This window comes from Mesorhizobium sp. WSM4847 (genome assembly GCF_055811335.1).
Map to the genome: position 1 here is coordinate 126,304 of NZ_JBVVPY010000010.1, position 13,006 is coordinate 139,309.

The window sequence follows — 13,006 nt, forward strand, 5'->3', positions numbered from 1 at the left end:
TTTCCCGATCAGGAAATTCTTCGTTCAAACAAGACTCTGTTTCGCCTGCCTGGCCGCGGCTCCCGCCAGTTGCGATAGCTTTTCAGTCGCTGCCAGCAACAGTTCTATCGTCCCGGTGATATCGGGCGCCCTGGGTGCGTTGACCAGAGTTACGTAGGGGATCGACAGCGCCGCGATCGCCCTGCCGTCCGAGCCAAGCACGGGTGCCGACAGGTTGAACACACCGGCGGTCTGCATCGACGCCATCATCTCATAGCCGCGTTCACGAATCTGGTCGAGACGGGCAAAGAAGTCCGGCGATTGAGGCGGCTTGTGGGTGCTGCGCAGATGTTCGGAGATCATCATCCGCCGCTCTTCCGACGAGCGGAACGCCAGCAGCACATGTCCGGAGCCGGTGTCGAACAGGCTGACATGCGCGCCGACGCGTATCGAGATGCCCCAATAGTCCGGCGCCTCCTGCTGGGCGATCACCACCGCAGAACCGCGGTCGAAGACGACAAGCTGGTTTGACTGCTGCGAGGCCTCGGCAAGCTCACGCATCAGCGGCGTCGCATAGGAAACCAGCCGCCGCACCGGCGCGTGCAGTTGCGCCAGGCCAAACAGCTTGAGCGTCAGCGAGTAACGGTCGCCATCCAGCCGCGTGACGTAGCCGCGCCGCACCAGCCGGTCCAGCATGCGGTAGAACTCGTTGGGGCTGCGGTCGAGCTTTTTGGCGATTTCCGCCTGGGTCAGGCCGCCATCGACGCCGGCCAGAAGCTCAAGGATGTCGAGACCCTTGTCGAGCGCCGGCGCGCGATAGCGGTCATCGTCCTCGTCCTCCGCCATAGTCACTCCCCGTGGTCAGCATCCGAAAGGACCATCGGCTTGGTGATTGTGTAAATTATTTGTTTGTATGTAAATAGTGGGCAGATCACCGCCGGTGCAACGCAACACATCGCGGCATTCATAACGACCATAGTGAAACAGGAGCCGGATATGCAGCGGATGGCAATGGTGCTCGGCCTCAAGCCGGAAAAGGTCACCGAATATGTGCGGCTTCACGCAGCCGTCTGGCCTGAAGTGCTGGCGATGATTTCCGCCTGCAACATCAGGAACTATTCGATCTATCTCAAGGAGCCGGAGCACCTCTTGTTCAGCACTTTCGAGTACCACGGCACCGACTATGCCGCCGACATGGCGAAGATGGCCGCCGATCCCAAGACGCAGGAATGGTGGGCGCTGTGCATGCCTTGCCAGGAGCCGCTGCCGACCCGCAAGGAGGGCGAATGGTGGGCATCGATGGACGAAGTCTTCCATCATGACTGATGGCGTTTTCGACCCAGCCTCGCTCTCCCAGTCCTGGGCGAAGCCATCGAAGCCGCGGCCGATCGTGATTTTCGGCGCCGGCTCGATCGTCGGCGACGCGCATTTCCCGGCCTATGGGAAAGCCGGCTTTCCGGTCGCCGGGCTTTTCGATCCAGACCACGCCAAGGCGGAAAAACTCGCGGCCAACTGGGGCGTCACCGCTTACCGGTCGATCGAGGAGGCTACTTCAATCGACGGCGTCATCTTCGACCTGGCGACGCCGCCGGCTCATCATGCCGGCGTGCTCAGGGCGTTGCCCGACGGCGCCGTAGCGCTGATCCAGAAGCCGATGGGCAGCGACCTCAGCGAGGCGAGCGAGATCCTCGGAACCTGCCGCGCCAAAAACCTGAAAGCGGCTGTGAATTTCCAGCTTCGCTTCGCACCGATGATGCTGGCTCTCAGGGATGCGATCGCCAGGGGCTGGCTGGGCGACGTCGTCGACTTCGACGCCTGGCTGGCGCTGGCGACACCCTGGCAGCTGTGGGAATTCCTGCTGAAGGCGCCGCGCGTCGAGATCGCCATGCACTCGATCCATTATCTCGACCTGATCCGGCAATTGCTCGGCGATCCCAGGGGGATTCACGCCAAGACGCTCGGTCATCCCGACCATAAGGTCGCGCAAACCCGCACCAGCGCGATCCTCGACTATGGCGACACAGTGCGCTGTGCGCTGTCGATCAATCATGATCATAAATTTGGCCGAAAACACCAGGCCTGCGAGTTCCGCATCTGCGGAACCGAGGGCGCCGCCTATCTCAAGCTCGGGCTCAACCTCGACTATCCGCGCGGCGAGCCCGATATCCTTGAAATCTATCCGAAGGGCGGCTCAGACTGGGTCACGGTGCCGCTCGTCGGCGAATGGTTTCCGGACGCCTTTGTCGGCCGCATGGCCAATGTCCAACGCCACGCATCAGGCGAAGACGCCGAGCTTGTCAGTTCCGTCGAGGACGCCTGGAGCACAATGGCGCTGGTCGAAGCTGCCTACCAATCGAGCGCGGCGCCGGCAACACCGATCGCGGCGAGGCCCTGACATGGAGCAGACTGTCTATTTCGAGGATTACCAGATCGGCTCGTCGCGTATGACCAGCGGGCGCACCATCACCGAGACCGACTTCGTCGTGCATGCCGGCCATACCGGCGATTTCTTCCCTCACCACATGGACGCCGAGTTCATGAAGACGACGCCGTTCGGCCAGCGCATCGCCCATGGCACGCTGGTCTTCTCGGTCGGCGTCGGACTGACGGCAAGCGTCATCAACCCTGTCGCGTTCTCCTATGGCTATGACAGGTTGCGCTTCATCAAGCCGGTGTTCATCGGCGATACGATCAAGACCCGCACCACCATCTCGGCCAAGCAAGACGACCCAAAGCGGCCGGAGTCGGGTCGCGTCATCGAGCGCTGCGAGGTGATCAACCAGCATGGCGATGTGGTCCTGGTTGCCGACCACATCTACATCGTCGAGCGCCGCGACAAGCCCAACAGCGCTTAAGGGCTCCAGCGATCCGGTCCGCCGCATTGATGACCGCTCCCGGCGGACGGTTCGTCAAAGCGGAAAGCGCGCCCGCGAGGGCCGCTTCGGTTACTTGCTCGTCGGGTCGACCGGGGTTTTGGAGCCTCGCCTGGGTCGGCGGATGGCTCTCACCTTGCGGCTGTTTCCACCGCCGCAGAAGAACTGATCGCCACCATCGGACTCGAGCCCCGACACGCCTGTTCCAGGCGGCATATCAAGCTTCTCCAGGACCTTTCCGGTTTCAGGATCTATCCGCCTGACGTCGCTCTCGTCACCTTCCCAGGTGCCGTGCCAGAGTTCGCCGTCGATCCAGGTGACCCCTGTGACGATACGGTTGGAATCGATTGTGCGAAGAACTGCCCCTGTCTGGGGGTCGATCTGATGGATTTTGCGACCGCGATTCTGCCCCACCCAAAGTGAGCCTTCGGCCCAGGCGAGTCCGGAGTCGCCGCCGCCACCTGGCGCCGGAATCGTGGCGAGTACGCGGCCAGTGTTGGGATCGATCTTCTGAATGCGATCTTCGGCGATCTGGAACAGGTGCTGGCCGTCGAAGGCCGTTCCTGCGTGCGCGGCGACATCGATCGCGCGCACCACCTTGCCGCTCGCAGGATCCAGGGCGTTCAGTCTGTCTCCTGACGCAAACCAGACGTGCTGACCGTCGAACGTAACCCCAGCCACCTGGTCGACACCCGGAAAGGGTCCATATTCGCGGAGGACTTCGGCTGCAGATCGTTTCATGCTTCTCCTCCAGGCTCAGATCTGTTGACTTGTCCACGACACTAGTAACCCGACAGTGAGCCGGGGAGTAACAAGATTGTCGGGAATCCCGGCACCGGCGGGGTCATCCAGCGGCGCGCTCGCCCGCGGCCGAACGACTGCACCTTGCCTGCTGCCGCAAGCTGCTCGAGCGAGCGCTGCACGGTGCGCGAGCTGGCTCCGAGCGCAATTGCGAGCGCCGAGCTCGACCACGACTCGCCGTCGGCGAGGAAGGCGAGCACCGCTGCATGCGGCTCGTCGGCGGGCGGCGCCAGCACCACGACATCGCGTGGGCGGCGCGGCTTAAGCGCAAAGCCTCGCTTGGTCGCGCTCACATCCGCCAGTGACCGCAACTCCACCCGAAGCCGACCGACTTCGACCCGCAACCGGGCGCGATGCGATTCATCGGCGTGCTTGCCGCCGAAGGCGCGTGCGACGAGCGTGCTCCGCGGCACATCTGCGGGCCAGGCTTCGCCCAGCGTGCGCGCAAGCGCGAACAGGACCGGGCGCGTCGCGAGCGAGACGATCATGCCGGCGTCCCGCATGACATTGCGGCAGGCGTCGACGACGAGCGCCCCCGACGCCAGCAGCGCTTCGACCTCCTCGAGCAGGAGCGGGCGCTCCACACCGCGCGCGATCAGCCGCGCCGCGGGCGTGTTCATCACCAGGGATGCGCCTTCAACCTCGGCCGTCAGCGCTGGAATGTCCGCCTGGCCCGCCGCGTGCGCGGCCCGCCCGAGCGCAGCGCGCGCCGCCTTGGTGCGGAGGCGGCGTATCGCGATCCCCGCAATCACCAGCTCGTGGGCGGCCCTCGACGCGGGTGGGAGCGTTGTCGGGTCGAAGCCAGCCAGCCTGCCCTCCGCCTCATCGAGGCGTCCGATCAGGAGCAGGCGCCGCGCTTCGAGATTGCGCGCATGCGCGGCATTGACGTGGTCGCCGTGTTTTTCAAGCGTCGACCGCGCGGCGTCGAGTGCCTTCGCCGGCCAGCCGAGGTCGCGCGAAACGAGCGCGATCTCGGCTTCGGCGACGACGCACCTCGCGCGTGCCACCGCCTCTCTCGGACCGAAGGCGCGCGCAGCACTTTTGAGAAGAGCCTTTGCTCGGACGAGATCGCCGAGCTGCGCCATCGCGATGCCGCGCAGCGCAAGCGCAGGCGCATCCTCACGCAGGGCGACCCGCTTCAAAGCGCCAAGAGGATCACCCGTCGCAAGGGCGCGCGCCGCAGCGGTGATCAGCGAGTCCATCGGAATCCCGTCACACTTGTCACTCTCACCTTTCGATGTCCGGTCCTAATCTATCTCAGCACCAACAACCAGCGCGCCGTGTCGAAAAGGTATGACGTCTCGATGACACTCCACCCCGACCAGAAAATGCCGCCCGAAGGCAGCGGATCTGCCGATTTCCCAAGCGACGAAGTCGCCGCCCGTGGCGCGGCCCGACTGGCTATCGCTGGCGGCCGCGCCCACCTTCGCAATCATGGCGCTGCTGACGGCCGTTACCGGTGATGCCGACATGATCTGCGCGGCGCAAGATGCGTCGCCGCTGAACGAAATGGCGATGATGTACCTGCTGATGAGCGCCTTCCATTTTGCACCCTGGCTGAAGCTGGTCGCCGGCCGACGAAGCGGTGCCCACCGGTCGTGACCCGGGCGTGCGCCAGGTCAAACGTGAATTACAGAGTTCCGCCGGATAGGTTGACCTCGCCTGCATGACGCATCATGCGGCGAAAGCTCATCGAGATATGGGCTCGCCTGATGTGCCCGATCGACTCCCAGTCGCCGATCTCGGCGGCGGCAAGCACCTCTTCCATTTCGCGGCGGAACGCAGTGAACTCCTCGACCAGGCCCAACTGCGGCATCATCTTCAGGACGACGCGCGCGACCTGAAAATACAGGCGCTCGCTGATCTCGCGCAGCGGCTGGTTGCCGGTCATCGCGGTGAGCTCGTAGAAAAAATCCATGTTGAGGCGCAGGAAAGCGCGCTGGTCGGGATTGAGCACATCGGAATCGCAGCGCGCGATGAGTGCCCTTATCCGGTCGAGGTCGTCCGCCGTGCGCGGGATCGGCGAAAGCTTGCCGACGAGGAGCGCCAGCTCCAGGCGCAAGTGATAGACCTGCTGCAATTCCTCGATGTCGACGTCGGTGACGATCGTGCCGACGCCATGGACGGATTGAACCAGACCCTCGGATTCGAGGCGCGCCAGGACACGGCGAACCGGCGTGCGGCTGATCTGGAATTCCTGGGCAAGCTCTTCCTCGGAGAGATGGCTGCCGGGCGCATAGTCGAGCAGGCAGATGCGGTCGCGCAATATCCGGTAGATACGCTCGAACCGCTCCCGCGCCGAGAGCGGGCGCGGCGGTGCGGCGGTCGCGGCCAGGGGCGCGGCATCCGTCTCAAGCGTCATCCAGCCTCCAGGACAGCGTGCAGGAACTGCCGCGTCCGCTCGTTCTTGGGGGCGCCGAACAACTCGCCTGGCGGCCCCTGCTCGCAGATCTTGCCGGCATGGAAAAAGCAGACGCGATCGGAGAATTCCTTGGCAAATCCCATCTGGTGGGTGACCATCAACATGGTGAGGTCATGTTCCCTGCCGAGTTTTCGGATGACTTCAAGCACTTCGCCGACGAGTTCGGGATCGAGTGCCGAGGTCACCTCGTCGAACAGCATGATCTTGGGCCGCATGGCGCAAGCCCGGGCGATGGCGACACGCTGCTGCTGGCCGCCGGAAAGCTGCGAGGGATAGTGGTCCTTCTTCTCCGACAGGCCGACCATGTCGAGCAGCTCGGCCGCACGCGCCTCGGCATCGGCCCGCTTCATGCCGAGCACGGTTATCGGGGCCTCGATGCAGTTCTGCATCGCCGTCATGTGCGGGAACAGGTTGAACGACTGGAACACCATGCCGATCTTGGCGCGGATCTTGCGGATGTGCGCGAGATCGGCGGGAACAAGCTTGCCGTTCCTCTCCATGTGGGTGAGCGGCTCGCCTTCGACCCAGATGACGCCGTCATTGATCGTCTCCAGCGTCATCAGCATGCGCAGCACCGTGGTCTTGCCGGAGCCGGACGGCCCGATGATGGAGACCTTCTCGCCGCGTGCTATGTCCAGATTGAGCCCGTCGAGAACGGTCAGCGCGCCGTAGCGTTTCGAAACATTGTCGAAGCGGACCATCGGTTGTTCCGTCATCGCATGGTCCTCCGGTTGAGCAAGCCTTCGAGGGAGCGAATGAGCGCAGCAGAAACCAGGCTCATGGCAAGGAAGAAAAGGCCGACCAGCGTCATCGGCTCAGTGTAGCGGAAGGTTTCGGAGCCGATGATCTTGGCGGTCTGCATCAGCTCCAGCACGGCGATTGCGGAAAGCAATGGCGTCTCCTTGAACAAGGCAACCAGATAGTTGCCGAGCGCCGGAACGATCGGCGGGATCGCCTGCGGAATGATGATGTCGCGGAACGTCGTCCAGGCTGACAGATTGAGTGCGACCGAGGCTTCCCACTGGCCGCGATGGATGTTGTCGAAACCGGCGCGATAGACCTCCGAACAATAGGCAGCGTAGTGGATACCGATGGCAAGCACCCCGGCGGTGAAGGCGTCGAGCACGACACCGAATTTCGGAAAGACGAAATAGAGAAAGAATATCTGGATCAGCAAGGGGGTCGACCGGATCAGTTCGACCAGCACCGAAATCGTCCAGCCGGTCCACGGCACGGCGATGCGGACCACCGCCAGCACCAGGCCAAGCGAGGCGGCAAGCGCAAACCCGATCAGCGTCGCCTCGATGGAAACGATGGCAGCGCTGGCGAGCACCGGCAGGATTTCAAAAGCAAATGCCCAGTCCCAGATCATGCTGCCTTCCCCCGCGCCAATCCGAGCGAAGCCCGCCTTTCGAGAAGCCGCATGCCGATGGTCACGACCAGCGACATTGCCAGGTACATCAGCAGGACGAGGGTGAAGATCGGAATGGTCTTGAACGTGTTCTGGTTCATTTGCTGCGCCTTGAAGGCGAGGTCCGAGAGCGTGATCAGCGAGACCAGCGCTGTCGATTTCAAAAGCTCGATGAACAGATTGCCCCAAGGCGGGATCATGGCGACGAAAGCCTGCGGCAGGATGATCCGGCGCAGCATCTGGGGGCGGCTCATGTTCAATGCGGTAGACGCCTCCCACTGTCCGCGGGCGACGGACTGGATCGCGCCGCGCACGACTTCCGATCCGTAAGCACCAACGTTCAGGCCGAGCGCCAGGACAGCAACCAGGAATGCGTTGAGCGTGACACCGAATTGCGGCAGCACGAAAAACAGCCAAAACAATTGCACCAGCGCCGAGGTGCCGCGGAAGATCTCGACATAGACCGTGGCCAGCCATTTGAGCGGCGCCGGGCCATACATCCTTGCCAGCGCCGCCAGCACGCCCATGACGATTGCCAGCAGGCTGCCGAGGATAGCGATCTCGATCGTCAGGACCGCGCCTTGCAGCAGCCCCGGCATAAACACTTTGAAAGATTCCTGTGTTGCCAAGGCACCGATCACGACAAGCGCGACGACCAGCATGGCAACGAGCGTACGGATTCCCATGCGGATTCCCCCAGGAAAAAAGGGGCGGCGCTTTCGCGCCGCCAGCAGTTGGGAGCCTATTTGCCCGCGCAAAGCTCCGCGGTGGTCTTGTTGGGCAGGTAGTCCTTGCCGAAGCCGAGCGGCTCGACCAGCGCGATGTGCTCCGGCGAACCGAGGAACGTCTTCAGCTCGGCGTTGAACGCCTCCTGCAGATCGGTATCTTCCTTGCGGAAGCCGAAGCCGCCATGGCCTTTCACCGACTTGCCGGCAACCTCGCCGAACGGCTTGGTCGATTCGACGCCGTCGGCCTTCTTGGCCATGTCGGCGATCGAAAGAGCGGTTAGTGCGGCAGCGTCGGCACGGCCCGACTGGACGGCGGCGACCAGACTGGACTGGTCGGGCAAGGCAACGATCTGCCCTGCGGCGACACCGGCGTCCTTGGCATAGCCGCCCTCGACGGCGCCGGCCATCACGGCGAGCTTGAGATCCGGGTTTTCCTTGATGCTGGAAAAGTCCTTCACGCCCTTTGGATTGCCTTTTGCCACCAGCATCGCCTGACCGATGCCGTAGGACGGCTCGGAGAAATTGATCTCGGCACAGCGCTTCGGATTGATGAACATGCCGGCGGCGATGATATCGAAGCGGCCGGCCTTGAGACCTGGGATAAGCGAGCCGAATTCGGTCAGCACGCCGTCAACCTGCGCGATCCCCATCTTGGCGAGCACCGCCTTGGCAACTTCCGGCGCTTCGCCGGTCAGCTTGCCGTCAGGCGTGGCGTAACCGAACGGCGCCTCGTTGGCAAAGCCGACGCGGATATAGCCGTCCTTCTTGGCCTGTTCGAGGGTGGTTTCCGCATAAGCGGGCAGCGCCGTGAATGATGTCGCGGCAAGCGCGAGGCAGGCGGCGGCTTTCACGACCATCCGGCGCGATATCGATGATTTGAACATGCTTTTCTCCCATTGAACAACTGACTGATATTCCCGGGCGCGGCCTTCTTCGAGGTCGACACCTACCTGTCAAGACGTATACAACTGCCCTAGACATTGTGCAAGCTAAGATATAAAAGCTACAGAAATCTGGTAATAATTCGTAATCAGACCACACATTATTGCCAGTTGTGCACAATTTAAGAAAAAACCAGCGTACTGGCAGGTGGGATTTCGGTGGCGAGCGCGAGCGGTTTCGGGACTTTCACGCAAGCGGAGTATGCGCAGCGCCTGGCCGGCGTGAAGTCACGCATGGAGAAGGCCGGCTTCGACCTCATCATCTGTCAGGACCCAGCTAATATGTGCTGGCTGACCGGCTATGACGGATGGTCGTTCTATGTTCCGCAATGCGTGCTCGTCCATCTCAGGGAAGACCGGCCGATCTGGTTCGGCAGGGCGCAGGACGCCAGGAGCGCACGCCTGACCACCGGCCTGCCGGAGAAGAACATCGTGCCGTTCGCGGAACGGCTGGTGCAGCAGCCCGTCGAACACCCCTATGACGAACTCGCCCAGCTGATCCGGTCGCGTGGCTGGGGAAACGCCCGCATCGGCGTCGAGATGGACGCGCATTATTACACCGCGCGCTGCCATGCCCATCTCGTCAGCGGGCTGCCTGACGCGCACTTCGCCAACAACCACGATCTCGTCAACTGGGCGCGACTGGTCAAGTCCGAAGCCGAGCTGGTGCTGATCCGCGAGGCCGGTGCGATCTGCACGCACGCTATGAAACGCGCCATCGAAACAATGCGGCCCGGCGTGCCGCAGAACCATGTCATTGCGGAAATCTATCACGCACAGATCACGGGCGTGCCCGGAGCGGGCGGCGACTATGCCGCGATCTGTCCGCTGATGCCCGTCGGCGAGGGCACCAGCACGCCGCATCTGACCTGGTCCGACGCGCCGCTGCCGGACAGCGGCCTCGCCATACTGGAGATCGCCGGGGTGCGGCGGCGCTATCATGCGGCGCTGACGCGGACCGTACATTTCGGCAAGCCGCCGCAAGCCCTCGTCGACATGGCCAAGGCGATCGTCGAGGGCGTCGACGCCGGCCTCGAGAAGGCGCGCCCCGGCTGCACCGCCGAAGAGGTGGAAGCCGCCTGGCAGGCCGTGCTGAGGAAGAATGGGCTAAAGAAGGAGAGCCGCGTCGGCTATCCGGTCGGGCTCGCCTACCCGCCCGATTGGGGCGAACGCACCGCAAGTCTTCGTCCCGGCGACATCACCGAGATGCAGTCCGGGATGTGCTTCCATTTCATGGCCGGCGTTTGGCTCGACGATTTCGGCATCGCCATCTCGGAATCCTTCGTCGTCACAGATCGCGGCGGCGAACGCCTCTGCGACGTGGCGCGCGAACTCATCGTCATCGACTGAGCATGGGACTGGAAGCCGGTCACTGACGAAAGATCATGCCGGCAACGAAACCGGTAACCAGCACGAGGACGCCTGATGGACCGTAATCCGTTTTCCGAAGCCGAAATCGCCGGCCGCCTTGTCAGGGTCCGCACGGCGCTGGCCGAGCGCGAGCTCGACGCGGCGGTCTTTGCTTCGCCGGAGAACGTCTTCTACCTCACCGGGCTCGATCACTGGGGATATTTTGCCCCTCACCTGCTGATCGTCCCACTCGAAGGGAAACCTGTCCTGGTCACCCGCTCGATGGAAAGGGTGACGATCGAGAAACAGGTGACGGCAGCGGAATTCCGCGGCCATTCCGACAGCGAAACGGCGGCCGACCTTGCCGCGCGGGTGCTTGCGGAGCTCAGCCTGTCCGGTAAGCGGATCGGCCTCGAATACTGGACGGCCGGCCTCAGCCATGGGCTTGCCGTCGCCCTGCAGACGCAGGCCGGTGCCAGATGGAGCGATGTTTCCGGGCTGGTCGACAAGATGCGGCGGGTGAAGAGCGCCGAGGAACAGGCGCTGATGCGTCAGGCGGCACAAGTGACCGACGCCGCCGCCGGCGCCGCGATCGCCGCGATCTCGGACGGCGCCTCCGAACAGGAGGTCGCGGCCCAATGCGTGTCAGCAATGATCCGCGCCGGCGGTCATGCTCCGGGCTTCGGCCCGTTCATCCGCCCGGCCGCCCGCCTGGGCGAGGAGCACACGACCTGGGGCGACAAGATCTACCGCAAGGGCGAGCCGGTGTTCGTCGAACTGTCCGGCTGCATTTCGCGCTATCACGCGCCGCTCGGCCGGCTCGTTCGCATCGGCCATATCAGCGACGAAGACGCCGCGATGGCGGAGGTGACCGCCAGGGCGTTCGATGCCGTCGTCGAGGCACTCAGGCCCGGCGCCAGGGCGCGCGACGTCTACGCCGCCTGGCAGACCGTCGCCGACGAGGCCGGTCTTTCCCACTATCGCCGCCATCACTGCGGCTATCTGGTCGGCGCCGGCCAGCCGCCATCATGGACCGGCGGCAATTCGGTGACCGGCTTGAGGCACGATTCCGATCTCGAAATCGAGACCGGGATGAGCTTCCACATCCTGTCGTGGCTGATGGGCACCGGTCGCGGCGATGACTTCGTCTCCAACACCGTGCTTCTGACCGATGCGGGCGCCGAAGTGCTTACCCGCACGCCGGCCGGCCCGATCGTTCGATAGGCCGCAGGCATGGCGCGCTACTCGGCATTTTCGATTTTCCGCAACGCGCTGTCTGGCCAGAAGAACTGGCAGCGCGCCTGGCGGGCAGCGGAGCCAAAACCTTCCTACGACGTGATCGTCATCGGCGGCGGTGGACACGGCCTCGCTACCGCCTTCTACCTCGCCGAGAACCACGGCATCCGCAACGTCGCGGTGCTCGAAAAGGGCTATGTCGGCGGCGGCAATGTCGGCCGCAACACCACCGTCATCCGCTCCAACTACCTGCTCGACGGCAACACCCAGTTCTACGAATTCTCGATGAAACTCTGGGAGAACATGTCGCGGGCGCTGAACTTCAATGTCATGTTCTCGCAGCGCGGCCAGCTCGTCACCGCGCATTCCGCCGACCAGCTCGACGGCTTCAGCCACCGCGCCAACATCATGCGGCTGAACGGCATCGATGCCGACATCCTTGACCGCGACGAGGTGCGCCGTCTCGTGCCCTATCTCGATTTTTCCGATACGGCCCGCTTTCCGATCCATGGCGCTATCTTCCAGGGCCGGGCGGGCACGGCGCGCCACGACGCCGTCGCCTGGGGCTATGCGCGCGCCGCCGACGGCCATGGCGTCGACATTATCCAGAACTGCGAGGTGACCGGCTTCCTCCGCGACGGCGACAGGATCGTCGGCGTCGAAACGACGAAAGGCCGGATCGGCGCCGGCAAGGTCGGCCTCGCTGTTGCCGGTCATACATCCGTGCTCGGCGCCAAGGCCGGCCTGGACCTGCCGATCGAAAGCCACGTCCTGCAGGCCTTCGTCACCGAGCCGCTGAAGCCGTTGGTAGACCACGTCGTCGCCTATGGCGCCGATCATTTCTACGTCAGCCAGTCGGACAAGGGCGGGCTGGTCTTCGGCGGCAATCTCGACGGCTACAATTCCTACGCCCAGCGCGGCAATCTGGGCGTCGTGCGCGAAGTGGCGGAGGCGGCGATTGCGCTGATGCCGTGTATTTCCCGCGTCCGCCTGCTGCGCCATTGGGGCGGCGTCATGGACATGACGCCCGATGCCAGCCCGATCATCTGCCCGACGCCGATCGAGGGGCTCTATCTCAACGGCGGCTGGTGCTATGGCGGCTTCAAGGCGACGCCGGCTTCCGGCTGGTGCTTCGCCCACACGATCGCCACCGGCAAGCCGCACCCGTTGATCGCAGCCTACGGGCTCGATCGTTTCCGCACCGGCCACACGCTCGACGAGGCCGGCGCCGGCCCCTCAGCCTGGCTGCAATAGGAGGCGCAAGA

15 protein-coding genes are annotated in these 13,006 nt (G+C 63.8%); 7 read left to right on the top strand and 8 right to left on the bottom strand.

Features of this window, described 5'->3' with window-relative positions; all coding sequences use genetic code 11:
* Nucleotides 1–24 precede the first annotated feature (24 nt).
* Nucleotides 25–825, bottom strand: a complete 801-nt coding sequence (locus tag AC0L28_RS16535; protein ID WP_473478770.1) for an IclR family transcriptional regulator — start codon at nt 823–825, stop codon at nt 25–27.
* 150 nt (nt 826–975) lie between these two features.
* Between AC0L28_RS16535 and AC0L28_RS16540 the strand changes: the two genes are divergently transcribed.
* From AC0L28_RS16540 to AC0L28_RS16550, 3 genes are read left to right on the top strand one after another with little or no spacing between them, the layout of a single operon-like run.
* Nucleotides 976–1,305, top strand: coding sequence for an L-rhamnose mutarotase (locus tag AC0L28_RS16540; protein ID WP_091597514.1), 330 nt, complete (start codon nt 976–978; stop codon nt 1,303–1,305).
* On the top strand, nt 1,298–2,374 hold the full coding sequence (locus tag AC0L28_RS16545; protein WP_473478772.1) for a Gfo/Idh/MocA family protein: 1,077 nt from the start codon (nt 1,298–1,300) through the stop codon (nt 2,372–2,374). Before AC0L28_RS16540 ends, AC0L28_RS16545 begins: the two co-directional genes overlap by 8 nt.
* 1 nt (nt 2,375) lies before the next feature.
* Nucleotides 2,376–2,834, top strand: coding sequence for a MaoC/PaaZ C-terminal domain-containing protein (locus AC0L28_RS16550; RefSeq protein ID WP_023800111.1), 459 nt, complete (start codon nt 2,376–2,378; stop codon nt 2,832–2,834).
* Between the two features lie 90 nt (nt 2,835–2,924).
* Here AC0L28_RS16550 and AC0L28_RS16555 read toward each other — a convergent pair whose 3' ends face one another.
* Together AC0L28_RS16555 and AC0L28_RS16560 are read right to left on the bottom strand one after the other, a co-directional pair.
* Nucleotides 2,925–3,593: a Vgb family protein gene (locus AC0L28_RS16555; protein WP_473478775.1), complete on the bottom strand. Its 669-nt coding sequence runs from the start codon at nt 3,591–3,593 to the stop codon at nt 2,925–2,927.
* A gap of 41 nt (nt 3,594–3,634) precedes the next feature.
* Nucleotides 3,635–4,855 (bottom strand): helix-turn-helix domain-containing protein, encoded by a 1,221-nt coding sequence (locus tag AC0L28_RS16560; RefSeq protein ID WP_287232370.1) that lies wholly within the window; start codon nt 4,853–4,855, stop codon nt 3,635–3,637.
* A gap of 148 nt (nt 4,856–5,003) precedes the next feature.
* Between AC0L28_RS16560 and AC0L28_RS16565 the strand changes: the two genes are divergently transcribed.
* Nucleotides 5,004–5,255 (top strand): hypothetical protein, encoded by a 252-nt coding sequence (locus AC0L28_RS16565; RefSeq protein ID WP_084833772.1) that lies wholly within the window; start codon nt 5,004–5,006, stop codon nt 5,253–5,255.
* 28 nt (nt 5,256–5,283) lie between these two features.
* On the opposite strand, the gene AC0L28_RS16570 is transcribed toward AC0L28_RS16565, so the two are convergent.
* From AC0L28_RS16570 to ehuB, 5 genes are read right to left on the bottom strand one after another with little or no spacing between them, the layout of a single operon-like run.
* A complete protein-coding gene (locus AC0L28_RS16570) occupies nt 5,284–6,015 on the bottom strand; it encodes a GntR family transcriptional regulator (protein ID WP_023800466.1) in 732 nt (243 codons plus the stop codon).
* Nucleotides 6,012–6,791 carry an ectoine/hydroxyectoine ABC transporter ATP-binding protein EhuA gene (gene ehuA / locus AC0L28_RS16575; RefSeq protein ID WP_023800465.1) on the bottom strand — a complete coding sequence of 260 codons (780 nt, stop codon included), beginning with the start codon at nt 6,789–6,791 and terminating at the stop codon, nt 6,012–6,014. The genes AC0L28_RS16570 and ehuA overlap by 4 nt, the downstream gene beginning before the upstream one ends.
* Nucleotides 6,788–7,447 carry an ectoine/hydroxyectoine ABC transporter permease subunit EhuD gene (gene ehuD / locus AC0L28_RS16580; RefSeq protein ID WP_023800464.1) on the bottom strand — a complete coding sequence of 220 codons (660 nt, stop codon included), beginning with the start codon at nt 7,445–7,447 and terminating at the stop codon, nt 6,788–6,790. The genes ehuA and ehuD overlap by 4 nt, the downstream gene beginning before the upstream one ends.
* Nucleotides 7,444–8,172: an ectoine/hydroxyectoine ABC transporter permease subunit EhuC gene (ehuC, locus tag AC0L28_RS16585; protein WP_023800463.1), complete on the bottom strand. Its 729-nt coding sequence runs from the start codon at nt 8,170–8,172 to the stop codon at nt 7,444–7,446. Before ehuC ends, ehuD begins: the two co-directional genes overlap by 4 nt.
* 56 nt (nt 8,173–8,228) lie before the next feature.
* Entirely contained in the window at nt 8,229–9,098 is an 870-nt protein-coding gene (gene ehuB / locus AC0L28_RS16590) for an ectoine/hydroxyectoine ABC transporter substrate-binding protein EhuB (protein WP_023800462.1), read from the bottom strand.
* Nucleotides 9,099–9,314: 216 nt separating this feature from the next.
* Between ehuB and AC0L28_RS16595 the strand changes: the two genes are divergently transcribed.
* The 3 genes from AC0L28_RS16595 (at nt 9,315) to AC0L28_RS16605 (ending at nt 12,995) form a co-directional block, all read left to right on the top strand.
* Nucleotides 9,315–10,505, top strand: a complete 1,191-nt coding sequence (locus AC0L28_RS16595; RefSeq protein ID WP_473478780.1) for a M24 family metallopeptidase — start codon at nt 9,315–9,317, stop codon at nt 10,503–10,505.
* 75 nt (nt 10,506–10,580) lie between these two features.
* Nucleotides 10,581–11,729, top strand: coding sequence for a M24 family metallopeptidase (locus AC0L28_RS16600; RefSeq protein ID WP_023800460.1), 1,149 nt, complete (start codon nt 10,581–10,583; stop codon nt 11,727–11,729).
* A gap of 9 nt (nt 11,730–11,738) precedes the next feature.
* On the top strand, nt 11,739–12,995 hold the full coding sequence (locus tag AC0L28_RS16605) for a sarcosine oxidase subunit beta family protein (protein ID WP_473478783.1): 1,257 nt from the start codon (nt 11,739–11,741) through the stop codon (nt 12,993–12,995).
* Nucleotides 12,996–13,006: the final 11 nt, after the last annotated feature.

Bases quoted from the DNA above. Each gene is read 5' to 3' on its own strand.
- ehuD (WP_023800464.1), bottom strand. From the start codon at position 7,447: ATGATCTGGGACTGGGCATTTGCTTTTGAAATCCTGCCGGTGCTCGCC.
- AC0L28_RS16545 (WP_473478772.1), top strand. From the start codon at position 1,298: ATGACTGATGGCGTTTTCGACCCAGCCTCGCTCTCCCAGTCCTGGGCG.
- ehuB (WP_023800462.1), bottom strand. From the start codon at position 9,098: ATGTTCAAATCATCGATATCGCGCCGGATGGTCGTGAAAGCCGCCGCC.
- AC0L28_RS16560 (WP_287232370.1), bottom strand. From the start codon at position 4,855: ATGGACTCGCTGATCACCGCTGCGGCGCGCGCCCTTGCGACGGGTGAT.
- AC0L28_RS16570 (WP_023800466.1), bottom strand. From the start codon at position 6,015: ATGACGCTTGAGACGGATGCCGCGCCCCTGGCCGCGACCGCCGCACCG.
- AC0L28_RS16600 (WP_023800460.1), top strand. From the start codon at position 10,581: ATGGACCGTAATCCGTTTTCCGAAGCCGAAATCGCCGGCCGCCTTGTC.
- AC0L28_RS16555 (WP_473478775.1), bottom strand. From the start codon at position 3,593: ATGAAACGATCTGCAGCCGAAGTCCTCCGCGAATATGGACCCTTTCCG.
- AC0L28_RS16540 (WP_091597514.1), top strand. From the start codon at position 976: ATGCAGCGGATGGCAATGGTGCTCGGCCTCAAGCCGGAAAAGGTCACC.
- ehuC (WP_023800463.1), bottom strand. From the start codon at position 8,172: ATGGGAATCCGTACGCTCGTTGCCATGCTGGTCGTCGCGCTTGTCGTG.
- AC0L28_RS16605 (WP_473478783.1), top strand. From the start codon at position 11,739: ATGGCGCGCTACTCGGCATTTTCGATTTTCCGCAACGCGCTGTCTGGC.
- AC0L28_RS16535 (WP_473478770.1), bottom strand. From the start codon at position 825: ATGGCGGAGGACGAGGACGATGACCGCTATCGCGCGCCGGCGCTCGAC.
- ehuA (WP_023800465.1), bottom strand. From the start codon at position 6,791: ATGACGGAACAACCGATGGTCCGCTTCGACAATGTTTCGAAACGCTAC.
- AC0L28_RS16550 (WP_023800111.1), top strand. From the start codon at position 2,376: ATGGAGCAGACTGTCTATTTCGAGGATTACCAGATCGGCTCGTCGCGT.